Here is a 25,659-nt window from a genome sequence, read left to right on the forward strand (position 1 = left end):
CGGTCCAGCCGGAGCACGGCCAGCCCCGCCCCGGCGAGCGTACCGAGATCCCCACCGGAACCCTTCACCCACAACAGCTCCACGTCGCCGCCGGTCACCGGGTCGACCGCATCACCCTTGGCGGAGGTGTTGCCCCCGGCACAGTTGATGTTGCGCTTGTCCGCGCCAGCTCGTGCGCCCGGTCGAGCAGTTCGGCGACGACGGGAAGCATGCTCACCCCAACCGGAAGTCGGCGACGCGGATCGGCGACGGCGTGGTCCCGCTCGACCGCTGCTGGTAGAGCACGGACAGCACGCCCTCGCCGGCGATCCGGGAATAGTCCACGTTCACCTCGCCGAAGACGGTCAGGCTCGGCCGGTCGAACACGAGTGTCCAGTCGGTCCAGTTGCTGGCCTTGGACGCGGTCACGATCCGGGCGAACGGCATGATCAGGTAGATGTTGTCGTTGCGGTCCATGACGATCCGGGTCCGCCCCGTGGCGTTCGGCGCGATCGGCACCTCGACCTTGGTCCAGGCCCCGGATGCGGTGCGGAACACGTGGAAGGTCCGGCCCCACCGGGTTCGGTCCGCCGCGTAGCCCGTCACGCACTGGGTGAACCGGCCCGGCACGTAGCTGATGATCACGTGCGGCTGGCCCGCGGAGTCCACGGCCTGGCTCTCCTGGTTCATCAACCCGTGGTTCGGGTCGAGCGGGTCGACCACAAGGCTCTGGGAGACGCCGACGAGCGTGCCGCCGGTGGTTCCGACGACCTGTCCGGCGGGGCCGCGCCAGGTGCGGCCACGGTCGTCGCTGGTGACGTAGCCGGTGTCGTGGTTGGTCAGCCCGCCCTGGTTGCACAGCACGCCGGCGTTGCCCTCCCGCCAGGTGAACGCCGCGTGCAGCCGGCCGCCCGGCCCGTAGGTCAGCCCGTGCAGGTACATGTTGCGGGTCGTGCTGGTCACGCCGTTCGGTGCGGTCCACGACCCCGTTGCCGACGACCACTTTCCGAGCTTGCGCCAGGCCGTCCCGTCATACTCGGCCAGCTCGTTGGTGCCGTTGCCGGAACCGCCGGTGCGGTAACTGAACTGCAGCCGCCGCTCGGGCGTGACCACGAACTGCGGGTAGCTCATCGCGCCGAGATCGACCCCGTCCAGCGTCCGCTGCACCGCGCCGAACCGGGCCGGCGACCAGGTCCGCGACCCGGGCGAGGTGACAAGGCCGGCCTCGGACTTGACGTAGAACACCGTGGTGTTGTGGGTGTCCATGGCCACGTGCAGCCGGCCGTCGGTCGGCGAGATGCCCAACGAGATCACGTTGTGCGAGTCGTTGGTGGTGAGCGTGTGCGGCAGGACCGCCTTCTGCCAGGCCCCGTCGGGCAACCGCCGCCGGGCGACGAGGGCGCTGCGGTCCGCGGTGTACCAGGCGGTGTACTGGTAACCGGCGAAGCTGACGATCGCGTCCTGCTGGAAGGACTCGTTGTTGACCAACCCGTCGAAGGACACGAAGTAGATCGCGGTCGGGTCGAGCTGCGTGTCGCGCAGCAGCGTCACGGTCGGTCCGAGTGCCGTGTAGTGTCTACTATGGACGCTCGGGTCGGCGGAGGCCACCGATGAGCCGGACAGGATCAGGCAGGTTGCGAGCAGGGTTCGCAGTTTCATCTTTCAGCGCTCTTTTCGCATGTTTGCGCGCTACGCAATCGCGCCGGCAGGGCATGATCTCCTGCGTCTCGTGGAAAGGTTCCAGCAGCCCTGCCACCGCGATAGCGGCCTTCGGCAACGGCGCGCTCTGTGGTCACCTTGGGTGCCGCGGATACAGTTCTCATTCAGGCTCCCCATCCGGCCGCGGTGCCGCCGGCCCGTTCGGCGCGGATCTTGTCGAAGTGACCGGAGCTGTGGTACGCGCCGATCGGGTCGGGGTCGATGCCCAGCTCCGTGCGCAGCTCGGCGAGCAGCGGGCGCACGTCGGTGTTGAACGCGTCCATGAGCACGGCGTTCGCGCCGAGGACGTCGCCATCGGCCTGGGCCTTGTGCAGCGCCTCGGCATCGACCAGGAGTGCCTTGGCCGTGGCCTCCTGGACGTTGAGCACCGAGCGGATCATGGCCGGAATCTTGGGCTCGATGTTGTGGCACTGGTCGAGCATGAACGCGACGCCGCCGGCCGGGTCCAGCCCGCCGCCGAGCACGATCTCGGCCATGATCCGGAAGAGCTGGAATGGGTCCGCGGCACCGACCATCAGGTCGTCGTCGGCGTAGAACCGGGAGTTGAAGTGGAACCCGCCCAGCTTCGACCGGTGTAGCAGGAACGCCACGATGAACTCGATGTTGGTGCCGGGCGCGTGGTGGCCGGTGTCGACCAGCACCCTGGCCCTGGCGCCCAGGTCCACGCAGTGCGCGTAGCTGGTGCCCCAGTCCGGCACGTCCATCGTGTAGAAGGCGGGCTCGAAGAGCTTGTACTCCAACAACATCCGCTGGTGGTCGCCGAGCCGCCGGTAGACCGTGTGCAGCGCATCGGCAAGGCGCTCCTGCCGGGCGACGATCGAGTCCTGCCCGGGATAGTTCGTCCCGTCGGCGAACCACAGCGACAGGTCGGCCGAGCCGGTGACGTCCATGATGTCGACGCACTCCAGCAGGTGCGCCAGCGCCTTGCGGCGCACGGCCGCATCCGGGTTGCAGACGCTGCCGAGCCGGTAGTCGTCCTCCTGGAAGACGTTCGGGTTGATCGCGCCGAGGGCGATGCCCTGGTTGCGCGCGTGCGCCGCGAGGTCGGCATAGTCGTCGACGGCGTCCCACGGGATGTGCAGCGCGACGGTGGGCGCCACCCCGGTGAACCGGTGCACGGTGGCCGCGTCGTCGATCTTCTCGTATGCGTTGCGCGGCACCCCTTGCTGGGTGAAGACCTTGAACCGGGTTCCCGAGTTCCCGTACGCCCACGAGGGTGTCTCGATGCGCTGGGCGCGCAGGGCCGCCAGGATCGCTGAGCGGTCGGGCATGGTGTCCTCCATGTCGTTCAGTCGAGGTGGAACACCTCGTCGAGCGGGACTATCCCCTCATCCGGCTGCCCGTCCAGCCCTTCGAAGAACGGCGCCATCTCCGCCTGCCATCTCGTGTTCACCTCCCTGGCGGCCATGCCGGCCAGCGCGGCGTCCAGGTCGTCGGTCTCGAAGTACCCGACAAGCAACCCGTCCGTGCGCAGGAACAATGAGTAGTTGCGCCAGCCGGTCTCCCGCAGCGCCTCGAGCATCTCCGGCCACACCGCGGCGTGCCGCCGGGTGTACTCCTCGAGCCGGTCGGCCTTCACCTTGAGCAGGAAGCAGACCCTGCGTGGGGTAGCCATCAGAAGTCGTACTTGTCGATGTTGGAGGTGTTGAACGTGGTCGGCGGGCCCAGGATGCCCCCGCCGTCCTTGCCGATCTTGCGCTCGCCGAGCTTGCCGGCCTTGAGCGTCTCGCCCTCGGCGCCGGTGATCTGGCCGGACGCGAGCGCGGCCGCGGCGTAGGCGGCGAGATAGCCCAGCTCGGCCGAGCGGCCCACCATGCTGCGCACCAGGGTGTCGTGGTCGACGGCGGACATGCGCCCGCTGGTGACGACGGATCCGTCTCGCAGCACGGTGACCCGCTCGCACAGTGCGTACATCTCGCCGAGCCGGTGGGAGATGAGCAGCAGCGCGGCGCCGCCGGCGGCGAGCAGGCGCGCCACCCCGAACAGCCGCTCGGCCTCCACACCGGACAGTGCGGCGGTCGGCTCGTCCATCGCCATGATCCTGACCACTGTGGACTTGCCGGCGCCGTTCTCCCCGGCAAGGGCGTGGATCTCCCCGGCGTGCAGCGCCAGCGAGACGTCCCGCAGCGCCTGGACCGCACCGAACGCCTTGCTCACGCCGCGGAGCTCGAGCAATGCCACGGTGCGCCTCCGGCGGGCATGAAACGTTTCACAACCACTTGCCGCCAAGTTAGGGGAGTTCCGGGCCAGCGTCAAGACTCGGAATGCCGCATCGCACGTTGATACGATTCAGCCATGGCCGCGAGCATCAAGGACGTCGCCGAGCGCGCCGGCGTCTCCATCGGCACGGTGTCCAATGTGCTCAACCGGCCGGAGAAGGTCGCCGCCACCACCCGCGAGCAGGTGCTCGCGGCCATCGCGGAGCTGGGCTTCGTGCGCAACTCCTCGGCCGCGCAGCTGCGCGCCGGCACCAGCCGCTCGCTCGGGCTGATCGTGCTCGACATGGCCAACCCGTTCTTCCAGGACGTGGCGAAGGGCGTCGAGGACGTCGCGACCGAGCTGGGCTACGCGCTCATGCTGTGCAACACCGACGAGCGGGCCAGCCGGGAGAACTGGTACCTGCAGGTGCTTGAGGAGCAGCGGGTCCGCGGCGTGCTGATCACGCCGGTCAGCGTCAGCTCCGAGCGCCTCGACGCGTTGCGCCGCCGCGGCACGCCGACCGTGCTGGTCGACCGGCACGACCCGCGCGGGGACTGCTGCTCGGTCGCGGTCGACGACATCGCCGGCGGGGAGATCGCCGGTGCCCACCTGACCTCCCTCGGCCACCGCCGGATCGCGTTCGTCACCGGCCCGCTGAGCCTGCGCCAGTGCGCGGACCGGCTTGCCGGCCTGCGCCGCGCCGTGACCGCCGCCGGCCTTGACCCGGATCGGGCCATCGAGGTGGTCGAGGCCCCCGCGCTCAAGGCCCGCATCGGCTACGAGCACGCCCGCAAGCTGTTCGAGTCCGGCACCGACGTCCAGGCCGCCTTCTGCGCCAACGACCTACTCGCCCTCGGCGTCCTGCGCGCCGCGGTCAGCACCGGCCGCCGTGTCCCCGACGACATCGCCCTGCTCGGCTACGACGACATCGAGTTCGCCGCCGACGCCGCCGTCCCCCTGTCCTCGGTCCGCCAACCCACCGTCCAAATCGGACGAACCGCCGCCCGCCTGCTCCTCGAGGAGTGCGACAGCCCCACGACTCACGCCCACCAGCAGGTCATGTTCAAACCCGAGCTCGTGGTCAGGGAGTCGACCTAGCCCATCGTGGTGGTGACCAGCCAGGCGGGGTGGTCGGTGGTGCCGAGCATGCTGATCTTGGTGCCGGACACGAAGGTGAAGGTGGTCGTGGCGAACACGTGCTGGACGCTGCCGTCGCCCTTGCGGTAGAAGCCGGGGCGGTTGCAGTCCTGGACGTTCGGGGTGCCCCGGTAGCGCATGTTCATGTCGCCGGCGACGACGGTGGGGGCGGTGGTGGCGTAGCCGGCGGCGCGGTCCATGAGCTCGTGGCACTGGGCGAGGGCGGTGGCGCCGCTGTGCGAGGAGAGGTGGGTGGTGCAGGCGGTGAGCACACCGGCCGGCAGGCACGCCCAGACGCGCATCTCGTTGCCGGTGTCCTGGTCGACGAACCGGCCGGTCACGCCGACGCTGCCGGCGAGGGCCTCCGCGACCATGATCAGGTTGCCGAAGTGCTGGCCGTTGGTGCAGGTGACCGGGGTGCCGTCGGGGCGCTCGGCGGCGACGAAGACCGCCCGCGCCGGGCCCATAGACTGTCGAAGCGGTTCGACGTCGTCGGCGCAGGCCTCGTTGACCGACAGCACCTGCGGCCCGGTCGAGGCGATCACCGAGCGGGCCCTTGCCATGACCGCGTCGCCGGTGTAGCAGTCCATGATGCCGCTGTGGCAGAGGTTGAGCTGCAGGATCCTGACCGGGTTCGTCGCGACCGGCGCGGGCGCCGAGTCGACGGTGGTCACGGGGCCGAGGACGAACAGCGCCAACGCCACCGGGATCGCCGGGACGGCCCAACGCCGCGATCCGTGACGCATCCCGCACCTCCCGGTCCCAAGCCAGAGAAGCAGATCGGGCGGGGCCACGCAAGATCGGCCGATCAGCCCAGTCCGATGCCCTCCAGGGTGGGGGTGAGCGGGGCGATCGTGCCGTCCGGGTTGAAGCGCAGCCGGTCGATCGTGGTCTCCCGGTGGGTGCCGTCACCGCCCGGGATCGCGAAGCGGTGGTAGACGAGGTACCAGTCGTCGGTGCCGGGTGCCCGCAGCATCGAGCCGTGGCCGGGTCCCCTGATGCCGGCGGACAGGTCGCGGCGCAGCAGCACGCCGCGGTTGGTGAACGGGCCGGTCGGGCTGGTCGCGGTGGCGTAGCCGATGCGGTAGTCCTCGCTGCGGGTGTCGTCGATTGACCAGGTCAGGTGGTAGGTGCCGGCGCGCTTGACCATGAACAGGCCCTCGCGGAAGCCGTCGAGGCCGGTCAGCCGGGTGATCCTGGCCGGGTCGAAGGAGATCATGTCCTCGTTGAGCGGCACGACGTAGGCGTTTCCGTTGCCCCAGTAGAGGTACGGGGTTCCGGCATCGTCGATGAACACCGCGGGGTCGATGGCCTGGCCGCCGGGATCGGGGTTGCGCTCGATCAGCGGGCGGCCGGTGTCGGTGAACGGTCCGGTGGGGGAGTCGGCGACCGCGACGCCGATCTTGGCCTCGGCGCAGAAGTAGAGGTAGTACCGGCCGTTGCGCTCGGCGATGGTCGGCGCCCAGGCGCGGCCGTCGGCCCAGGCGACGTCCGGACCCAGGTCGAGGATCACTCCCTGGTCGGTCCAGTCCACGAGGTTCTTCGAGGACCACACGGAGAACGTCGTGCCGCTCCAGTTCGGGAAGCCGTCCGTGGTCGGGTAGATGTAGTAGGTGTCGCCGAACACCGCGATGTTCGGGTCGGCGGTGAATCCCGGCAGCACCGGGGTGCGCAGCTCGCGGACGCTGATCGTCCACACGCGAGTGTGACCGCCCGGCGCGATCACGGTGTACCGCCTTGGCCGGGCGAGCGCGTCGGGCGGGCCGTTGTCCGGCACGATCCGCGCGCCGGGCGCCACCTCGAACCGCGGTGCGAGACGACCGGGGTCCGTGCCAGGGGCCACGGGCAGCACGACCGTGCCCGCGGCGGGGTCGATCACCGCCGGGGCGGTCAGCTCGGGCAGCGCCACGGATCGGATGGCGGTGGCGTTGGTCGGCAGCGCGGCGATCTGGTCCGGGGTGAGCGCGCGGTGGTACAGCCGGACGTCCTTCATCAGCCCCTTGAAGGGGCGGTCGGCGGTGTAGACCGAGCGGCCGAGGTGGTTGGCCGACGTCCGGCCGCCCCCGATGTCGCCCGGCTTGATCGTCACGGCGTCGTTGCGGGCCACCTCGACGCCGTCCAGGTAGAGCACGGCCGCGCCGCCGCCGACGGTGTAGACGACGTTGTGCCACCGGCCGCGGGCAAGGCCGCCCGCGGTGTCGGCCTGTTGCTCGGAGCGCCAGTCCCCGGTCGTGATCGCCGCCCGGAAGCCGCTCTGCGCGGTCCCTCCGGTGGCGAACAGGTAGCCGTTGCCGGTCCCGGTCGCGCCGGTATTGCCGAAGCCGTACAGGAAGTACGGCGTTCGCTGATCCGAGTCCACGAACACGTCGGCGGAGACGGTCACCGCGTCCGCGCCGGCCAGCAGGTGGTCCGGTAGATCGACAAAGCCGGGAGCGCCGCCGGCGGCGCCGGCGCCGAACGCGAGCGCCCCGCGCTCCCAGCGCGCGTCGCCGGACAGCGTGCCGTGGTAGCCGTGCCCGGTGGCATCCCTGGCCTGCGTGCCGGAACCGGCGTCAAGCGGCCAGTGCGCGACCAACCCGTCGGGATCGGCCCGGACCGGCGGGACCGGTCCGCCGGTCAACCGGTTCCACTCCGCCCTGGTGATCGGCAGCACGGTGCCGTGCCGGGGTGAGGAGGGGAGCTGGAAGTTGCTCGACATGGTCCACCGGCCCGAGGCCAGGTCGGTCGTCTCGAACGGGACGTAGCCCCGGCCGCCGAACTCGTCGATGAACAGGTACCACTTGTCCTCGGTGTTCGACTTGAACACCGCCGGGCCCTCACCGCGCGCGATGGCGCCGCTGCCGATGCACTCGGCCACGAAGTCGAAGGACGGGTCGAGGAGGTCGGTGGACTTCTCCTCGACGATGAACTTGGCGCACGGCAGGGAGGAGGTGGGGTCGCGCTCGTCCTTGGTGAAGCGGTAGAAGGTGCCCCGGTGCTCGATGACCGTGGAGTCGATCACCGAGTGGCCCGGGTCGTGCCAGACCCGCGCCGGGCTGAACGTGACGAAGTCCCGGGTGGTGGCGTACATCATCCGGTTGTAGCTGTCGCCGGTGTGGTCCGGGTCGTCCGGTGAGTACAGTTTGGACGCCCAGAACACCACGTAGACCCCGCGAGCGGCGTCCCAGTAGGCCTCGGGCGCCCAAGTGTTGCCGGCCGTCGGCGGGGACACCTGGACCATCCGCTGGTCGGACCAGTGCACCAGGTCCCGGGACTCCCACACCATGATCGACCGGCTGCCGTGGCGCTGCGCCCGGTCCCAGTCGCCGTTGCCGAAGATCTTCAGGTCGGTGGCGAGCAGGTAGAACCTCGTCCCGTCCGGTGAGCGGATGATGAACGGGTCCCGGACACCCCGCTCCCCGAGCGTGGACGTGAGCACCGGCTGCCCGTCGTTGAGCTCGTCGAACCGCAGCGGATCGTTGCCCCGGCTCGCCGCGACGTAGATCTGCTCGCCGTTGGCCGTGCCCTCACCGGTGAAGTAGAAGAAGGCGTAGCCGGCGAACGGCTGCTGCCCAGCCGGCTCGGCGGCCGGATCCGCGCTACCGGTCACCGGACACAGTCCGCTCAACAGAGCCAAAGCCGCGACGAGCGTGGCCCATCGCCTTGGTGCTGAGCACATCTGGCATCCCTTCAGGCCCGCGTCCGGCCGACGTAGATGTTGCGGGCCCGGTAGAGGGTCTCGGACGTCGGGCCCGGCGCCCCGGAGGAGCCCTCCATCTGCAGGTTGACAATGATCCACATGGGTTTGTTCACGAAGTTGGCGCCGCGGTGCTGGCCGACCCACCGCCCGTCGAGGTAGTAGTGAATGTCCACATCGGCCGCGTTGACCTTGGTGATCCAGGCGCGATAGCCGTGCCAGGCGCCGGGTCGGACACCCCGACGACCGTGTTGGACCAGGCGCCGCTCGCGTTCTTGTAGGTGTTGAACCAGTTCCGGGCGTCCCCCTTGTACTCGAGGATGTCGCTTTCCGGCGGCCAGCTGTTGACGCCGGTCAGCCAGAACGCCGGCCAGCCAGAACGCCGGCCAGGCGCCGCGGGCCGACGGCGCCTGGAACTCGCCCTTGATCTCCCAGTTGGGGAACTGGTCGCTGACCGTCACGTGCTGCTTGGCGTGGATCGCGCCGGAGTGGTAGCGGATCGGCAGCCAGGGGTCGCGCGAGCTGTTCCCCTCGTTCCAGCTGATCCTCGTCGCCCGGATGGCCAGCACCCCTGGCGACTCCAGGAACACGTGGTTGTGATCGGTGACGCTGGCGTACATCCGCGCCGACCCGTTGTGGTCCGATCCCCACGGGTAGCGGTAGTTCCACGCGGCCTCGAGCGTCGCGTAGCCGGCGAAGGACCCGTTGAGCACGGTCTCCCACGTGGCCGCGGCGGCCGGCGCGGCCCGGCCGAGGGCGGCGCCGGCCAGGCCGGCGCCGCCGGCGATGAGCACGCTGCGCCGGTTCAGAAAACGCGTGGCCATCCGTCGCTCCAATCAAGGAAGTTGATGCCGAGGCGGCTACCGGCCGAGGTGTAGTAGTGGTAGATCAGCAGCCAGGTGCCGGTGTCCGGCAGCACGGCCTGATGCCCGGGGCCGACGACGCCACCGTGGGTGGCGAGGATCTCGGTGCCGCCACCGTTGGTCAGCGCGACGCCGGCGCGGTCGACGTAGGGGCCGGTGATCGAGGTCGACCGGCCGACCATGACCCGGTAGGTGCTGCCGGTTCCCCGGCAGCACAGGTCGAAGGACACGAAGAGGTAGTAGAACCCGCCCTGCCGCACGAGGAACGGCGCCTCGATCGCTCCGCCCGCGGTGGGCCGGCGCGCCATGCTGTACAGCGTCCGATCGGTGCCGCTCTGCTTGCCCGTCGCCGGGTCGATCCGGATCATCTTGATGCCGGTCCAGAACGAGCCGAACGTGAGCCACCACGCGCCCGCGGCGTCGACGACCAGGTTGGGGTCGATGGCGTTGTAGTCGTTGGCGTTGCCGGTCTGCCACACGATGCCGAGGTTGGTCCAGCTGCCCGGCATGGCGGTCGGGCTGGTGGCCAGGAAGATCGCCGAGTTGCGCGAGCCGAACGTCGAGGCCGAGTAGTACAGGTAGTACCGGCCGTCGTGGAACGAGATGTCGGGCGCCCAGAGTTGGTTGCTGCCGCCCGTGAAGGGGTGGGCCCACGGCGCGCCGCCCGGCCACACCGAACCGATCCGCCGGAACCCGACGCGGTCGGTGGACGTGCGTATCGGCAGCCCGTTGCCGGTGGACACGAGGACGTACGTGCCGTCGGCGGCCCGGACCATCGCCGGGTCGTGCACGCTCACGTCGCCGGTGACGAACCCCGGATTCGGATAGTCGGCCGCGGCCGGCGCGAGCGGGGTGGCGAGGGCGGTGAGCACTGCGATCGCCAGCACCCGGAGTCCCGTTCTGGACATGGTCTCTCCTATCCGGGCTGCAAGCTCCACTGCTGGCAGTTGTTGTTGAGCCAGGTCCATTGCCGGACGTCCGCGCCGTCGGCGGTCGAGCAGTTGGCCACGTCGGCCACCCGGCCGCTGTTCTGGTTGACCAGCCGCACCCAGCCGCCGGTGTTCGTATAGACGAGGCGGAACCGCTGGCAGGCGTTGTTCAGCCAGGCCCACTGGCGGATGTCGACGCCGTCGCCGGTGCCGCAGTTGGCCACGTCGGCCGCCTTGCCGGTGGCGACGTTGACCAGGCGGCTGGTGTCGTCGGCGAGATCCTCGAGGCGCCACCGCTGGTTGGTGCCGCCCGTGCAGGTCCACTGCTGGATGTTGGCGCCGTCGGCGGTCGATCCGCCGGCCACCTCGAGGCACTTGCCGCTGTTGCGGTTGACGATCCGGTAGCTCGTCGGGGTGGCCGCGGTCTCGCCGGCCGGACCGTCCAATGTGGTCCCCAGCCGGACCGGCACGCCGAAGTTGGGCGTGCCGTCGGCGTTCCAGGTGAACCGCTGGGCGCGGGTGGTGCGGCCGTTGTCGCAGCCATCGTTGACCGAGTCGTTGCCGTGGTAGACGATCCAGCTCTCGGTGCCGTCCGGGGAAGTGAAGAATCCGTTGTGGCCGGGCCCGAACACCCCGTTCGTGTCGCTGCGCTGGAACACCGGGTCGGCGTTCTTGACCCAGGACGAGGCGCTCAGCGGGTTGCCGCCGGTGTAGGTCAGCCGCCCGAGCTTGTAGTCCGGTCCCCAGCAGGCGCTGGCGGAGTAGACCAGGAACGTCCGCCCGTTGCGCTGCAGCGCGACCGGCCCCTCGTTGACCGTGCCGCCCTGCCGCTCCCAGGACAGCGTGGGGCTGGAGATCAGGGAGAACCCGCCGCTGAGCGTGACGGGGTTGGACATCGGGGCGATCACCAGGCTCTGCGCGCTGCCGTTGAGGAACCCGCTGCCCAGCAGGTACAGCGCGCCGTTGAGCTGCAGCACGCTCGCGTCGATGAGCCATCCGCCGAGGCCGAGGCTGGAGTGGTGAGGATGTTGCGGTACGTGTACGGGCCAAGCGGGTCGCTGCCCACGCTCTCCAGCACGTGGGTGCGCTGGGTGTCGCAGCACGGGGCGCCGACCTGCGCGCCGGAGTAGTACAGGTACCACCGTCCATTGAGGAAATGGAGCTCCGGGGCCCAGAAGTTGGCGCCGCGGGACGGCATCGTGTCCTGCCAGACCTGCACGCTCGGCGCGGTCGCGATCCCGGCCAGCGTCGGCGACTTCCGCATGATCAGGGAGTTGGTGAACGTGGTGCTGATCTGGTAGTAGTTGCCGTCGAAGTACACCAGCCAGGGGTCGGCGCCCTTCTGCGCCTTGATCGGGTTGGTGAACGGCCGGCCGGGCGCGGCGGATGCGGGCGCCACGCCCATGCCGAACGCGGTGATCACGACGATGAGTAGGACGAGAAGTCTGTGCATGGCGTGCCTTACTCGAGGTGGAAGGTCGCGTCCGCCCGCCCCGCGGTGTCGACCGCTTGGACGTACAGCAGGAACGCCGACTGCCGGATGTAGCGGCCGGCGAAGTTGGCCGCCTCGAACGACACGGCGGCCGTGTCGGCGAGCCCGGCCCGGCGGAAGAAGCTGGCGTCGCTCCGGAAGGTCTGCGAGCCGTCGTCGCGGTCCAGCCACACCTCGAAGTTGCGGTGCCGCAGGTAATAGCCGGGGAAGTTGGTCGACTCGAGGGAGACCGTGCCGGAGCCGGCAAGGCCCGGCACGATCCGGAACTGCGAGTCCGCCAGCGCGGTGACGTTCGCGTCGATCCGGGCCCGGAAGCTCGCGTGCCGGATGAACCGGTCCGCCGTGTTGTGCAGCCGGAACCGGTACGGGGTCACGCCGTCCGGCACCGGGATGCCGAAGTTCGGTGTTCCGTCGGCGTTCCAGTACAGCTTCTGGTACCGGGTGCGCCGGTTCGGGTCGTTGAGCGGATCGCCGCTGATCTCCCGGTAGTTGCGGTCGTGGTAGACGAGGATGTCGGACAGGCCGTCCTCGGAGACCGTGAACGAGTTGTGGCCCGGCCCGTACTGGCTCGTCGCGTCGTTGCTGCGGAACACCGGCTGGGTGCTCTTCGTCCACGACGCGGGGTTGAGCAGGTTGGCCGACGCGGACGCGGTCAGCAGGCCGATGCAGTAGTTGGCGTCGGTGGCGCTGGCCGAGAAGGTCATGAACACCCGGCCGTTGCGCTGGGTCACCGCCGGGCCCTCGTTGACCCGGAAGCCGATCGTCTCCCAGGACTGGGTGGGCACCGCGATCCGCACGGGTGCTCCGGTGATGGTCCATGGGTTGGCCATGCGGGCGAGGTAGAGGTTGGTGCCGGACCCGACGGCCGGGTCGTTCTGCGCCCAGGCGAGGTACCGGGTTCCGTTGTGCGTGAACGTGGTCGCGTCCAGCGAGAAGGTGTTGAGCGGCGTGGCGATCCGCCCGCGTTCCACCCAGGTTCCGGACAGCGGGTTGGCGCCGGCGTTCTCCAGGACGTACATGCGGATGGCCCACACGTCGTCGGAGCGCCCGGCGGCGAAGTAGACGTACCAGCGGCCGTCGATGAAGTGGATCTCCGGCGCCCAGATGTGCGCGGCCATCTCGCCGCTGGTGTGCCTGCGCCAGATGACCGTCTCCGGTGCGCTGGCCAGACCCTGCAGCGTGGTGGCCCGGCGCAGCACGATCCGGTCGTACTCCGGCGCGGTCGCGGTGAAATAGTAGAAGCCGTCGGTGTGCTTGACGATGTGCGGATCGGCCCGTTGCGGCGCAATGGGGTTGGTGTACGTCACCGCCGGCGAGGCCGCGGCCGGCGTCGCCGGCACCAGCCCGGCCAGCAGGGCCGCGACGGTCGCCGCGAGAACGGTCCGGATCATGGCGGTTCCTCTCATGCCCATGCCGTGCTGACGCGGAACGAGCTGTCCGCCCGGAACAGCGCCGTGTCCTGGTAGAGGTCCACCCACAGCTCGGAGTTGCGGTGGCGCAGGTAGCGGCCCGGGTAGTTGTACGACTCGAGGGCAACCGATCCGCTCACCGATCCCGGCTTCGCGCAGAACGTCGCGTCACCCCGGAACACGGCCGAGCCGTCGTTGGCGTCGAGCCGGATCCGGAAGCCGTAATGGCGCAGGTACCGGCCACCGGTTCCCTGCAGGGAGTAGCAGTTCGCGTCGGCCAGCCCGGCGACGATCGAGAACGTCGCCTCCTGCTTGGTCTGGGTCGGGCTGGACGCGGTCACCTGCTCCACGTAGCCCAGCGAGTTCCGGTGCCGCACATAACGATCGGTGAAGTTGACCGATTGCAGCGAGCGGCTTGCCACCGGCAGGGTCACCCCACCGGACACCGTCTCCTTGAGCACGGTGAAATGCCGCGCGAACCCGGACAGCCCGGGGAGCACGGCCGGGGCGGTCCAGGTGGTGAACGAGTCGTAGGAGTCGCTGAAGTAGTAGGTGCCGACCGTGTACCCGTCGAAGAAGATCCGCCAGCCGCCGTTGTCCAGCCGGACCAGCGCCTGCCCCTCCCGGGGACCGCCCCAGCCCGCCCAGTTTCCGGTGCGCCGGAAGGTGTACGGCCCGGTCAGGCTGCTCGCCGTGGCATACTCGATGAACTTGGTCGTCTCGTTCTTGCTGAACGCGTGGTACGTCGAGCCGACCTTGACCAGGAACGTGTCGATATGGTTCGGCCCGATCCCGGACAGCACGGTGGGCCCGGTCCACGCGGTGAGCGCGGCGTTGGTCGCGGTCAGCTTGTACGGCTTGAAGTCGCTGCCGGTGGTGGACAGCGACACGATGATGTTGACGCTACCGTCGGTGTCGACGAACCATTCCGGCGCCCAGGTGTTCGCGGTCCCGGGCAGCGAAATGACGTGGTTGCGCAGAAAGGTCCAGTTGACCCGGTCCGTGCTGGTGGCGAACCCGATCGTGTTGCCGGTCCAGTTGGTCGTGTAGACGACGTAGTAGCGCCCGTCGGTGTGCCGGATGACGCTCGGATCCCGGATCAGCCCCGACGGCGGGGTGTACGCCGGCCCCCGCAGCAGCCGGAACCCGGTCGCGTCCGGCGACTCGTAGACGTACATGTTCGACTCGCTGCTGTTGGTGAACGCCGTCATCGTGTACCGCGACGCGAAACCGGGCGGCGGGGCCGCCGCCTGTCCGGGCACCGCCGCGAAACCCAGCAGCGCCACCACAACTCCCACCGCGGCCAGCCAGGCCCGCCCACCACGTCGTGACACGCCAACTCCCCGGATGCGGTGTTCGGTATACCGAACATCGTTCGCTTTCCTGCAAATGACAGTAGAGTTGGCCCCCGCACCCGTCAACGGGCGGGCCGATTCGCCCGACCCCTAGGTGGTTCCCGGCATCGAACGAGTCGGAATCCTCTACAGTGCGGACGGGATTGTCCACATTCGACGCCGTGGGGCGGTTGGGGTCGCGCCCCTTGACATGGGGCCTCCGGCGGCACCTGAGCAGGCCCTTGCGGGCAGGCCGGGCGGCCTGCCCATGGCGGGCGCGCCGCTGCGCGCCGCCGAATCAGGGGGTGAGGTTGTCCCAAGATTGTCCATAGTGGAGTCGCGGGTTGTACGCGAGTACCACACCTTGATCCAAGGCTCGGCTCTGTCCTGAAGCCTCGGCGGCGCGCGTCGATGAGTGGCGCCGCCGCACGCCTTCCGCCCCGCGGAAGCGAAGCCCGTCCTTAGCCGCGCAACCGCGTGTGCCCGGACCCGACGGTGTGCACCACGGAGCCCTTGCCGGACGGCACGATCACGGTTGCGGTGACGTTGACGGGGATGGTGACGTCCAGGTGGAAGTCGTTCCCGGTTCGGGTCCAGGCGACGGTGACCGGGCCGCGCTCGGTCCACACGGTGCCGCGGGCGTGGCGCAGTCCGATGGCGGGCGGGGCGATCTGGATGGTGGCGGCGCCTGGACCGGTGACGTCGAGGCCGAGCAGGGACTGGATGATGCCGCTGATGCCGGCGGCGCCCCAGCCGTGCGAGAAGCTCTCGCTGCTGCTCTGGTTGATCTCGGCGCCCCGGCAGCCGGCGAGCGTGCAGCCCGGGGTCCACTGCTCCCACAGGAACGTGCCGCCCTCGGCGAGCACTCGGGCCGGGCCGTCGGCGGTCGGGTCGGTGAGCAGGCGGAGGATGGTCTCGGGGTGGCCGCTCGCGCGCAGGGCGGCCAGCAACTGGCGCAGGGTCATGGGGCCCTGCCGCATGCCGAGCTCGCCGAGGTACGTGCCGAGCGCGGCGCGGTCGGCCGGCGGCACGATGCCGTAGGCGAGCGGGAAGCTCTGCGCGTGCTGGGAGAAGTGCGGGATCGGTTGCCCGGTGGAGGATGCCAGCCCGTCGGCGAAGCGGCCGGTCGCCGGGTCGGCCAGGCGGCTGCGCAGCGCGGCGGCGAGGGCGTCGGCGCGGTTGCGGTACAGGCCGAAGGAGGCGTCGTCGCCGGCGATCCTGGCCGCCTCGGAAACCGCGCGCAGGGCGCCGACGGCGAGGGCGTTCACCACGGTCCGCGTGCCGTTGTCGGTGATCGTGGTGTCGTAGCGCATGGCCGGCGGCCAGTCGATGATGCCGTGCAGGTACGGGCCGCTGCCGCCGGGCAGGTCGCGCACCAGGCCGGTGGCCGGGTCCACAGCGGACAGAATGTAGTCGGCGACCCGCCGCATCGCCGGCAGCGCCCGGACCACCAGGTCGGTGTCCCCGGTGAGGTGGTGGTAGCGCATCACCCATTCCGGGAACATCTCGGTGTAGTCGGGGATGTCGCGCCGGCCGTCGCCGTTGGGGTAGACGGCGTTGAGCGCGCCGCTTGGCCAGTAGCGGCTCTGCGAACCGATGAATTCGACGATGGCCTGCCGGGTGAGGCTGCGCTCGCCGAGCGACTCCATCGTGGCGAACGAGATGTCGATCGTGTCGCCGAGGAACTGCCCCTTCTCCCTCGTCGGCGTGTCGAGGAAGACGTTCTGCGCCGACTGCAGGGCGGAGTGCCGCATGAGCCGGAACACCGCGTCGAGCGTCGGGTCGCTGCTGCGGAAGGTGGCCGCCTCGGCCGGGCGGACGTCGGTGGCCTGCGCGACCGCGCTGATCGACTCGGCGGACAGCGGCTCGCCGGGGTCGCTGATCTCGAGGTACCGCCAGGCCCAGTAGGTGAACGGCTCGGCGACCTGTGCGCCCGGCTTCTGCGTGTAGTGGAAGCGCATGTCGCTGCCCTGGGTGTCCAGCCCGGCGGTGCCGGCGCGCGAGCTCTCCACCCAGGCGCCCGCGCCGTGCGCGCGGTCGAGCGGGGCGGACAGCTCCACCGTCCCTTCCGGACCGATCGCGGCCACGGTGCGGGTCTCCGGGTCGCCGGGGCTGAAGCCGCTGGCGGGCGCGTCGATGGTGATCTCGTCACCGGGGTGCACAGTGGACACCGACGCCAGGGTGGCGGTCCGGGCGCCGGCGGGTGTAGGTGCGGCGAGCGTGGTGTTGGCGCGCCGGTAGCTCGTCGTGATGGTGACCGCGCGCCCGGCCACGCCGGACCGGAAGCCGATCCGCGGCACCGCCGAGACCACCCGGCCCATGTCGGCGAACACCGTGCCGTCCGGCAACCTCAGCACCGACACCGGGTGGATCTCCCGGCGGCTCAGGTGTGCCTGCTGGGCGGCCAGGTGCGTGACGGTGCAGGGCGCGGAGCTCCCGTCGTATCCCGCACAGCTGGCCGGGCTCGGCCGGGGATGCGGGCCGATCACCGCGGGCGGGCTCCACGCCGAGTCGTCGAATCCCGGGCGGTCCCACCCGGTGATCTCCCGGGCGGCGTCGTAGCGCTCGACGACGTCTCCGGAGTCGGAGTTGCGGAACGTGATCGTCGAGACGTCCTGGGCGGAATCCCTTGTGACCCGCCAGGTTCCGTTCGACACGGCCACGTCGGCCGAGCCGTCGGCGTGCTCGACGACGACCTTGACGAGCAGACCGGACGGGCCCTCCGGCGGCAGCGGCCCGTTGGCGCGGCCCTGGCACCGGCATCGCCAGTAGTGGTAGCGAACGCCGATCGCCAGCGGTTCGCCGGCCCGCACCCCGGTGGGCGCCAGCACGTCGTAATAGCCCTCACCCGGGTAGCCGTACGACGATCCGCGGCCCACCTCGCGCCCGCCGACGTGCAGCGCCCAGTCACCCATCGCCGACAGGTAGACCCTGGTGCGCACGACCCGTGCGGGGCCGACCGGGAGCACCGTGCGGGCCAGGGTCCACTCGTTGGCCGCGTCGTTTCCCGTGGTGTCGCGCCGCATCCAGGCGGCGCCGGACCAGTCGCCGTCGCCGAGGCCGGTGTCGAACGACGCCGGCGCGGCGTACGGCGAGACCGTGCCGCGCCGGTCCCAGGTGCGCACCGTCCAGCGGTAGGTCGTGCCGGGGGCGAGCGCGGGACCGGCATAGCGGACCCAGGACTGGCTCGACGAGGCCACCCGGCCGCTGTCCCACACCGGCGCGCGGTCCGCCCCGCGGGTCACCACGATCTGGTACGCGGTCTGCTCCTCGTCGCGGTCGCGATCCCGGGGCAGCCAGCCGAAGTGCGGCACGCCGTCGATGGCGAGCGGATCGACCCGGCCGTCCACGGTGAGCCGCGCCGGCGGTCCGGGCCTGTGGTTACCGGGTTCCGCCGACGCGGTCTCGTAACCCCCGTTGAGGACCGTGGCGAGGAGGGCGGCGACCACCAGCGGGACGCGGTGCAGGCGCGGGCGCATCGCGGGCCCTCCACGCTCTTGAAACGTTTTAACAGGTGTAGCGATAACGGTAGCCCGTTCACCGGCCCCGCGTCGAGAAGTCTTTCAGCGAGTGAAAACGGACCTTCCTCGCCGGGGGCCGGCTGACCGATGGTCGAAGCACGGGCAGGCAGGAGAGGAGCGGGCCCCATGAACCCCATGACGACGGAGTTCGTGCGCAACCAGTGGTACGTCGCGGCATACGGCCACGAGATCGGGCGGGAGCTGTTCGCCCGCACGATCCTCGGTGAGCCGCTGGTGTTCTACCGAAGCGAGGCCGGCGAGATCGTCGCGCTGGCCGACCGGTGCGTGCACCGGCGCTACCCGCTGTCGCAGTCGCGGCTGGAGGGCGACACGATCGTCTGCGGTTACCACGGTTTCACCTACGACACCGGCGGCGCCTGCGTGTTCGTGCCGGGGCAGGCGCGGATCCCCCGCACCGCACGGGTTCCGGCCTACCCGGTGGTGGAGCGGGACTCGTTCGTGTGGGTGTGGATCGGCGACCGGGACCGGGCAGACGAGTCGCTCATCCCGCGCGCGCCCTGGCTGGCCGATCCCCGGTACACCACGGTGTCCGGGATGGAGCCGCTCGCCGCGCGGTACCTGCTGCTGGTGGACAACCTGCTGGACCTGTCGCACGAGACCTACCTGCACGGCGGCTACATCGGCACGCCGGAGGTGGCCAGCACGCCGATCACCACGGAGGTGGACGAGGACAACCGCATCGTCTACGTCAGCCGGCGGATGGCCGACGCCGCGTGCCCGCCGTTCTACGCCAAGTCCACCGGCATCGAGGGCCGGATCACCCGGTGGCAGGACATCGAGTACCACCCGCCGTGCCTGTACCTGCTGCACAGCCGGGTCGCCCCGGTCGGCGTGCTGCCCGACGTGGACGGCGCCGACCCGCACGGCTTCCACGTCGAGGTGGTATACGCCATCACGCCGGAGACCGCGCACAGCACCCACGACTTCTGGGCCGTGGCACGGGACTTCGCGCTCGACGACCAGGAGGTGTCGGACTTTCTCCGGCAGAGCAACCACACCGTGGTGCTACAGGACGTCGAGGCGCTCGACATCCTGGAGCGGGTGATCGCGTCCGAGCCGGACGGCTACCAGGAGCTGTCGATCAACATCGACACCGGTGGCCTTGCCGCGCGGCGCATGCTGCGGAAGATGATGACCGCGGCCCCCGAGCCGGTGGCGGCGGCGACATGACCGGGGCGGTCACCCTCGGCGCCGTCTACCGCATCGAGTGGCAGCCGGGCACCGACGTGCTGATCGGCACCTGCCACTGCGGCGCGGTGCACGAGTCGGAGGACCCGGTCGAGATGTGGGACTGGCTGCTGGCCCACCCGATCGGCCATGGCTGACGAGCTCGACGTCCTGGTGGCGCGCAAGGAGATCATCGCCGACGGCGTGGTCGGCCTGACCCTGCGCCACCCCGACGGCGGGCCGCTGCCCGAGTGGGAGCCGGGCGCGCACGTGGATCTGGTGCCGCAACCCGATCTCGTGCGGCAGTACTCGCTATGCGGGGATCCCGCGCGGCGCGTGGAGTACCGGGTCGCCGTCCTGCTCGAGCCGGGGGGCCGGGGCGGCTCCCGGTACGTCCACGAGCGGCTCGGCGCCGGCGACCGGGTGCGGATCCGGGGCCCGCGCAACAACTTCCGGCTGGTGCCGGCCAAGCGGTACCTGTTCATCGCCGGCGGCATCGGCATCACGCCGATCGTGCCGATGCTGGCCGCCGCGTCCGCCGAGTGGCGGCTGATCTACGGCGGCCGCACGAGGGCGTCGATGGCCTTCGCCGGCGAGCTGTGCCGGCGCTACGGCGACCGGGTGAGCATCCGGCCGCAGGACGAGACCGGCCTGCTGCCGCTGGATTCCCTGCTGGCCGAACCGGATCCGGACACCGCCGTGTACTGCTGCGGTCCCGAGCCGCTGCTCGCCGCGGTCGAGGAGCGCTGCCCGCCGGAGACCCTGCACGTGGAACGCTTCACGCCGCGTCCGGACACCGGCGAGCGCGCGGCGTTCGAGGTCGAGCTGGCCCAGTCCGGCCGGACGGTGCTCGTGCCCGAGGACCGGTCGATCCTCGAGGTCCTCGAGGAGGCCGGTCTGTCCGTGCTCTCGTCCTGCCGGGAGGGGACCTGCGGCACCTGCGAGACCGGGGTGCTTGCGGGAACCCCCGACCACCGTGACTCGCTGCTGACCCCGGCCGAGCGGGAGACTGGGGACGTCATGATGATCTGCGTGTCCCGGGCGCGTGGGGGGCGGCTGGTGCTCGACCTGTGAGGAGAGGCCGATGACTGGTCGGTCGGTCACCAGCAAGGTGCTCGCGCTCCTGCAGGCGTTCACGCCCCAGGCGCCGGAGCTGACGCTGAGCGAGCTGGCGCGGCGGGCGGGCGTGTCCATCCCCACCGCGCACCGGCGGGCGCGCGAGCTCGTCGAGTGGGGCGCGCTGGAACGCGGCGCCGACGGGAAGTTCCACATCGGACTGCGGCTGTGGGAGGTCGCCTCGCTTGCGCCGCGCGGATTGGGCCTGCGCGAGGCGGCCCTGCCGTTCCTCGAGGACCTGTACGAGGTCAGCCACGAGAACGTCCAGCTCGCCGTGCGGGAGGGGCTCGAGGTGGTGTTCGTCGAGCGGATCGCCAGCCGGCGCGCGGTTCCGGTGCTGACCCGGGTGGGCGGCCGGTTCGCCCTGCACGCCACCGGGGTGGGCCTTGTGCTGCTCGCCCACGCGCCGGTCGAGGTGCAGGAGGAGCTGCTCGCCGCGCCGCTGCACGGGTTCAGCCCCAAGACCATCACCGACCCGGTGCGGCTGCGCGCGGTGCTGGCCGACGTGCGGCGCAACGGCTACGCGGTCAGCGACGGCCAGGTCACCGTGGACGCGCTCTCGGTGGCGGCGCCGATCCTGGGCCCCGGGGGCGGGGTCGTGGCCGCCGTCTCGCTCGTCGTGCACGCCGACTGCGCCGAGCCGAAATCCCTTGCCCCACTGGTCATGGCCGCCGGCCGCGGCATCACCCGCGCACTGGCCGGCGGCGCGGTGCCGGCGCGGACGCTGTGACGGACTACGCCCGCCGGTCGTCGAGGGTGTTGCCGACGACGAACGTGCCCGAGCCGACCTGAATGTCGCGCGACTGCAGGACCGGGCCGCCGACCCGGCCGGAGATGGTGTTGACCACGCTCCCTTCGGGCTCCGGATCCGCTTGGGCCGCAACGGGTTCGGTCATCCCGTGCGCTCCGGTGTGCGCCCGACCGAGGCCACGCTCGAGCAGCCGGCCGGAGAGGCGGGGAACGTGCAGGTACGCGGTTCCCTGATACGACTTGACCCGAACCGGAACGGCGAGGAACTCCGAAGGTCCCTTCGTGGTATAGCCGGAAACGACCACATCCTCGTAAACCCGGCCGGAGATCACCACCGCGAGGAACGTGACGGCCGGATCGGAATCCTCGAGCAGGCGCCGGACCGGATCGCAGTCCAGCAACCGGTGCGTCTCCACCATCGCGGCTCCCGAGCCGTCACCGTGCCGTTCGATGCCGGTGTCGGTCAGCGGACCGACGGCGATGCTCATGCGCATGCGCACGTCGTGCCGGTCGGCCAGCTCGTCCTGCAGACCGTCGACGACCGGGCCGAGCAGCACCGGGAGCAACTCCGGCCGAAAGCCCACGACGAAGCCGTCCCCGCGGCTCTCGGGAAATCGACGTTCCCGCCACACGGCGGCATATCCGGCGCGATCGAAAGCGCGCTCGAGCAGCAATGGGATCAGCTCCGTCACCCGACGATGGTCAACCGCCTCCAGCCCACTGAAGTTCTTCACGTCGACGGCGAGCACCGCTCGATACGGTGGGAGTTCCCGGACTTTTCGATCATCTCTCGACACGCCCACCATGGTGCAACATACCGTGCGCCATGAGTTGACAGTTCGTGTCCACCCGCCGCAATACCGGCCGATAATCTTGGTCGGCGGCGACACTGGAGGTATGGCTGACGGCCAGTTGCACAACGAGGTGAAAGGTGCAACATTTACCGGCCCGGTGATCCAGGGCCGCGACGTTCAGATGTCGATCTCGTCCGCCACTCCCGTTGCGCTTGCCGGTCTGCCGTCCCAGCGTGTGTTCATCGGCCGGGAGATCGAACTGGCGACGCTGGCCGACACGCTGCGGCCGGACCGGAGAATCGGCGGCGGTGCCGTGGTGATCTCGGCCGTCGCGGGCCAGGCCGGTGTCGGTAAAACCGCATTGGCGGTCCGCGCCGCCCAACAGGCGGTGGGCGCCGGTTGGTTTACCGGCGGCGTTCTATTTCTCGATCTCCACGGATATGATCCGCCCGATCGCCGGGTTCAGCCCTGGCAGGCGCTCGCCGCCGTATTGCGCGCCCTCGGCGTGCCCGGCCAACGAATACCACCGACCCAGGCCGAACGGGAAAGCCTGTACAGATCAATTCTCGCCGAATTGGCCGAGCGTGGCCGACCGCTTCTGCTGATCGCCGACAACGCATCGACGGCCGGTCAGGTTCACCCGCTGGTGCCGGGGTCCAATCTCCACCGGGTGGTGGTGACCAGTCGGCACACCCTGGCCGATATCGAGGGCGCCCGCCTCCTCGATCTCGATGTGCTCAGCCCGGCCGAAGCGGCGGACGTCCTCCGGCAGGGCCTGCTGACCGCGCGCGGGGACGACATCCGAATCGCGATCGATCCCCACCTCGTGGCGGATCTGGCCACGCTGTGCGGGCATCTCCCGCTGGCCCTGCGCATCGCCGCCGCGCTGCTCGCCGCCGAACCCGACCGCCCGCTCACCGAGCTGGTCGAGGAGTTCGCCGATGCCTCGAACCGGCTGCGGGCGCTCGAGTTCGGCGACACCCTCGCGGTCGAGACGGCCTTCGACATGTCATATCGGAACCTCCGCCCCGTGGAAGCCCGGGTGTTCCGGCTGCTGTCGCTCAATCCCGGGCCACAGGTCAGCGTGGAGGCCGCCGCCGCGCTGGCCGATCTTCGCCGAACGGACGCGCGTCGGGCCGTCGCCGAGCTGCGCCGCGCGCATCTCCTGCAACGAGGCTCCGACCATGGCTGGTGGCGGTTCCATGACCTGCTCCACATCTACGCGGCCCGGCGGGTCGAGTTGGAGGAGAGCGGCAAGGAGCGCGCGGCCGCCATGGATCGCCTGCTGAACTACTACCTGACCACCGCGGAGGCGGCCGACCAGCACCTCGACCCGAGAGTCCGGCCGGCGGACCGATCGACGCGGTTCGCCACCCGCAGGCAGGCCCTCGACTGGCTCGACGTCGAACGCCCCAACCTTGTCGCCGCCGCGATTCGGACCGGTAGCGGGCACACCTACGGTCGCGACCTTCCGCTGACCCTCTTCCGGTACTTCGACCTTCGGAAGCACTGGAGCGACTCGATCAGCACGCACCGGATCGCGATCGCGGCGGCGCACGATCATCATGACCGGCTGGGTGAGGGGCGCGCCCTCAACAACCTGGGTGTCATGTACCGCCAGGTACGGCGGTTCGACGAGGCGATCGCCTGCCACGAGCGGGCGCTGGAGATCTTCCGGGAGGCCGGCGACCGGCTCGGGGAGGGCCGCGCGCTGAACTATCTGGGCGTGGTGTACCGGCAGGTGGGGCCGTTCGAGCTGGCGATCACCCGTCATGAGCGGGCGCTGGAGATCTTCCGGGAGGTCGGTGACCGGTGCAGCGAGGCTCGAGCCGTCAACAACCTCGGCGCCATGTACCGGCTGGTGTGCCGGTTCACCGAGGCGATTGCCTGCCACCGGCAGGCGTTCGAGATCTGGCACCAGGTAGGCGACAAGTACGGCGAGGCACGGGCCCTGACCTTTCTCGGCATGGCCTGCCAGCAGGTGCACCGGTGTGCCGAAGCCATCGCGTACTTCCAGCAGGCGCTGGTCATCGAACGGGAGTTGGGCGACCGGTTCGGCGAAGGTCGCTCGCTGAACAATCTGGGCGTCGCGTACCGCCAGGTGCGTCGGGTGGACGAGGCCATCGCCTGCCATGAACAGGCCATGGACACCTGGCGCCGGCTCGGGGACCGGCACAGCGAGGGGCAGGCCCTGATCGATCTCGGAAGCGCGCTGCTCGACGTGGGCGACGAAGCCCGGGCACGACGCTGCTGGGAGCGGGCGCTCACGATATTCGAGAAGTTTCGGGACGCCGAGGCCACGCGGGAGGCCGACCGCGCCCGGTCCCTGCTTGCCGATCTCGGTGAGCCGTCCTGACCGCCGTCACTTCGTGCTCTTCAAACCGGCTCCGCACAAGGGGATCACCACGCCGTCGCCGCGCAGCGCGGCCTCGGACGGGTCCGACCGCGGGGCGGCCGGTCCGCTGCGGGCGCGGACCAGCGCCGCCCAGCACACCGCCGACGTCGGCTCGACGAAGAATCCCCGTGCCGCCAGGTCGGCCCGCGCGGCGGCCGTCTCGGCGTCGGTCACCGTGACGATGGTGCCGCCGGTGGCGCGCACGGCCGCGAGGATCTGCGCACCGCGCGCCGGTGCGGCGATGGCGATTCCCTCGGCGATCGTCGGCTCGGACCGGACGCGGACGGCGTCGGGAGCGTCGGCATGGATCGCGCCGGCCAGCGGTGCGCACTCCGCCGCCTGGACCCCGACGATCGTCGGCATCGAGGGCAGCAACCCCTGCTCGACCAGCTCGCGAAACCCGAGGTAGGCGCCGAGCAGCAGGGTTCCGTTGCCGACCGGCACCACCACGGTCCGCAGCGGCTCGCCCAACTGCTCCCACAACTCGTAGGCATAGGTCTTCGTGCCGTGCAGGAAGTAGGGATGGTAGACGTGGCTGGCATAGCAGACGCCCGGCTCGGCGGCGGCCTGTGCGGCCGCTTCCGCGGTGTCCTCGCGGGTGCCCTCCACGAGGTGGACCGCGGCGCCGTGGGCGCGCATCTGCGCGAGCTTGCCCGGTGACGTGTGCGCCGGCACGTACACGTCGCACGGCAGATCCACGCGGGCGGCGTACGCGGCCACCGCGGTGCCCGCGTTCCCGCTACTGTCGATCATCAGCCGTTTGGGCTGAGCCAGTTTTGCCAGCGTTGCCAGCACCGCCGCGCCCCGGTCCTTGAAGGACAGCGTCGGCATCAGGAAGTCGAGCTTGATCCAGGCGCCGGGCAGGTCCGGGGCCGGGACGAGCGGGGACATGCCCTCACCCATGCTGACGGCCGAATCGGCCGGCACCGGCAGCGCCTCGGCGTAGCGCCACAGGGTGGCCCCGCGTCCGGCCAGCGTGTTCCGGTCGGGCAGCGGCTCGGTGAACGGCACGACGTCGAGCACGCCACCGCACGAGCACCGCCACACAAGCTCGTTGACCGGATAGTTCTTGGCGCAAACCGAGCATTTCAGGTCGGGAAGATTCACCGCAACTCCTCATTATGATCCCGCGGGTGCCGCCATGCCGGCGTGGCGGCA

21 protein-coding genes and 1 pseudogene are annotated in these 25,659 nt (G+C 70.5%); 6 read left to right on the top strand and 16 right to left on the bottom strand.

Annotation, left to right across the window (positions count from 1 at the left end; genetic code table 11):
- From VGX25_RS26840 to VGX25_RS35815, 5 genes and pseudogenes are all read right to left on the bottom strand, one after another.
- A pseudogene (locus tag VGX25_RS26840) lies at window positions 1-211 on the bottom strand (bifunctional rhamnulose-1-phosphate aldolase/short-chain dehydrogenase); the annotation flags it as partial.
- Between the two features lie 2 nt (window positions 212-213).
- Window positions 214-1,638 carry a BNR repeat-containing protein gene (locus VGX25_RS26845; protein WP_326920689.1) on the bottom strand — a complete coding sequence of 475 codons (1,425 nt, stop codon included), beginning with the start codon at window positions 1,636-1,638 and terminating at the stop codon, window positions 214-216.
- A gap of 164 nt (window positions 1,639-1,802) precedes the next feature.
- Window positions 1,803-2,969: an L-rhamnose isomerase gene (gene rhaI, locus VGX25_RS26850; RefSeq protein ID WP_326920690.1), complete on the bottom strand. Its 1,167-nt coding sequence runs from the start codon at window positions 2,967-2,969 to the stop codon at window positions 1,803-1,805.
- A 17-nt stretch (window positions 2,970-2,986) separates the two neighbouring features.
- Window positions 2,987-3,313 carry an L-rhamnose mutarotase gene (locus VGX25_RS26855; protein ID WP_326920691.1) on the bottom strand — a complete coding sequence of 109 codons (327 nt, stop codon included), beginning with the start codon at window positions 3,311-3,313 and terminating at the stop codon, window positions 2,987-2,989.
- A complete protein-coding gene (locus tag VGX25_RS35815; RefSeq protein ID WP_414635980.1) occupies window positions 3,313-3,879 on the bottom strand; it encodes an ATP-binding cassette domain-containing protein in 567 nt (188 codons plus the stop codon). Before VGX25_RS35815 ends, VGX25_RS26855 begins: the two co-directional genes overlap by 1 nt.
- A gap of 114 nt (window positions 3,880-3,993) precedes the next feature.
- On the opposite strand from VGX25_RS35815, the gene VGX25_RS26870 reads away from it, so the two are divergent.
- Complete coding sequence (locus VGX25_RS26870; RefSeq protein WP_326920692.1) at window positions 3,994-4,995, top strand: LacI family DNA-binding transcriptional regulator; 1,002 nt, start codon at window positions 3,994-3,996, stop codon at window positions 4,993-4,995.
- Here the strand turns inward: VGX25_RS26870 and VGX25_RS26875 are convergent.
- From VGX25_RS26875 to VGX25_RS26915, 9 genes are all read right to left on the bottom strand, one after another.
- Window positions 4,992-5,780, bottom strand: a complete 789-nt coding sequence (locus VGX25_RS26875) for an endonuclease/exonuclease/phosphatase family protein (RefSeq protein ID WP_326920693.1) — start codon at window positions 5,778-5,780, stop codon at window positions 4,992-4,994. The genes VGX25_RS26870 and VGX25_RS26875 overlap by 4 nt on opposite strands.
- Window positions 5,781-5,842: 62 nt before the next feature.
- Entirely contained in the window at window positions 5,843-8,692 is a 2,850-nt protein-coding gene (locus tag VGX25_RS26880; protein WP_414635981.1) for a family 43 glycosylhydrolase, read from the bottom strand.
- Between the two features lie 11 nt (window positions 8,693-8,703).
- A complete protein-coding gene (locus tag VGX25_RS26885; RefSeq protein WP_326920695.1) occupies window positions 8,704-9,534 on the bottom strand; it encodes a glycoside hydrolase in 831 nt (276 codons plus the stop codon).
- Window positions 9,516-10,481, bottom strand: a complete 966-nt coding sequence (locus tag VGX25_RS26890; RefSeq protein ID WP_326920696.1) for an arabinan endo-1,5-alpha-L-arabinosidase — start codon at window positions 10,479-10,481, stop codon at window positions 9,516-9,518. Before VGX25_RS26890 ends, VGX25_RS26885 begins: the two co-directional genes overlap by 19 nt.
- A gap of 8 nt (window positions 10,482-10,489) precedes the next feature.
- Window positions 10,490-11,479, bottom strand: coding sequence for an RICIN domain-containing protein (locus VGX25_RS26895; protein ID WP_326920697.1), 990 nt, complete (start codon window positions 11,477-11,479; stop codon window positions 10,490-10,492).
- Entirely contained in the window at window positions 11,407-11,955 is a 549-nt protein-coding gene (locus VGX25_RS26900; RefSeq protein WP_326920698.1) for a family 43 glycosylhydrolase, read from the bottom strand. Before VGX25_RS26900 ends, VGX25_RS26895 begins: the two co-directional genes overlap by 73 nt.
- An 8-nt stretch (window positions 11,956-11,963) precedes the next feature.
- Window positions 11,964-13,385: a family 43 glycosylhydrolase gene (locus VGX25_RS26905; RefSeq protein WP_326920699.1), complete on the bottom strand. Its 1,422-nt coding sequence runs from the start codon at window positions 13,383-13,385 to the stop codon at window positions 11,964-11,966.
- A gap of 11 nt (window positions 13,386-13,396) precedes the next feature.
- The gene (locus VGX25_RS26910) at window positions 13,397-14,737 is read right to left on the bottom strand and encodes a glycoside hydrolase family 43 protein (protein ID WP_326920700.1); all 1,341 of its coding nucleotides are present in this window, start codon (window positions 14,735-14,737) and stop codon (window positions 13,397-13,399) included.
- 461 nt (window positions 14,738-15,198) lie between these two features.
- Window positions 15,199-18,216, bottom strand: coding sequence for an alpha-L-rhamnosidase C-terminal domain-containing protein (locus VGX25_RS26915; RefSeq protein ID WP_326920701.1), 3,018 nt, complete (start codon window positions 18,214-18,216; stop codon window positions 15,199-15,201).
- Window positions 18,217-18,384: 168 nt separating this feature from the next.
- Between VGX25_RS26915 and VGX25_RS26920 the strand changes: the two genes are divergently transcribed.
- The 4 genes from VGX25_RS26920 to VGX25_RS26935 are packed head-to-tail and all read left to right on the top strand — an operon-like array spanning window position 18,385 to window position 21,292.
- On the top strand, window positions 18,385-19,449 hold the full coding sequence (locus tag VGX25_RS26920; RefSeq protein ID WP_414635983.1) for a Rieske 2Fe-2S domain-containing protein: 1,065 nt from the start codon (window positions 18,385-18,387) through the stop codon (window positions 19,447-19,449).
- The gene (locus VGX25_RS26925) at window positions 19,446-19,604 is read left to right on the top strand and encodes a hypothetical protein (RefSeq protein ID WP_326920702.1); all 159 of its coding nucleotides are present in this window, start codon (window positions 19,446-19,448) and stop codon (window positions 19,602-19,604) included. Before VGX25_RS26920 ends, VGX25_RS26925 begins: the two co-directional genes overlap by 4 nt.
- Entirely contained in the window at window positions 19,597-20,520 is a 924-nt protein-coding gene (locus tag VGX25_RS26930) for a PDR/VanB family oxidoreductase (RefSeq protein ID WP_326920703.1), read from the top strand. The genes VGX25_RS26925 and VGX25_RS26930 overlap by 8 nt, the downstream gene beginning before the upstream one ends.
- A 10-nt stretch (window positions 20,521-20,530) precedes the next feature.
- Window positions 20,531-21,292, top strand: coding sequence for an IclR family transcriptional regulator (locus tag VGX25_RS26935; protein ID WP_326920704.1), 762 nt, complete (start codon window positions 20,531-20,533; stop codon window positions 21,290-21,292).
- Between the two features lie 4 nt (window positions 21,293-21,296).
- Here VGX25_RS26935 and VGX25_RS26940 read toward each other — a convergent pair whose 3' ends face one another.
- Window positions 21,297-22,004 (bottom strand): hypothetical protein, encoded by a 708-nt coding sequence (locus VGX25_RS26940; protein ID WP_326920705.1) that lies wholly within the window; start codon window positions 22,002-22,004, stop codon window positions 21,297-21,299.
- Between the two features lie 205 nt (window positions 22,005-22,209).
- Between VGX25_RS26940 and VGX25_RS26945 the strand changes: the two genes are divergently transcribed.
- Window positions 22,210-24,462 carry a tetratricopeptide repeat protein gene (locus VGX25_RS26945; protein WP_326920706.1) on the top strand — a complete coding sequence of 751 codons (2,253 nt, stop codon included), beginning with the start codon at window positions 22,210-22,212 and terminating at the stop codon, window positions 24,460-24,462.
- A 6-nt stretch (window positions 24,463-24,468) separates the two neighbouring features.
- Here VGX25_RS26945 and VGX25_RS26950 read toward each other — a convergent pair whose 3' ends face one another.
- Window positions 24,469-25,608, bottom strand: coding sequence for a threonine synthase (locus tag VGX25_RS26950; RefSeq protein ID WP_326920707.1), 1,140 nt, complete (start codon window positions 25,606-25,608; stop codon window positions 24,469-24,471).
- Between the last annotated feature and the right edge of the window lie 51 nt (window positions 25,609-25,659).

It is taken from the genome of Actinophytocola sp. (assembly GCF_035942955.1).
GTDB lineage: Bacteria > Actinomycetota > Actinomycetes > Mycobacteriales > Pseudonocardiaceae > DASYTH01.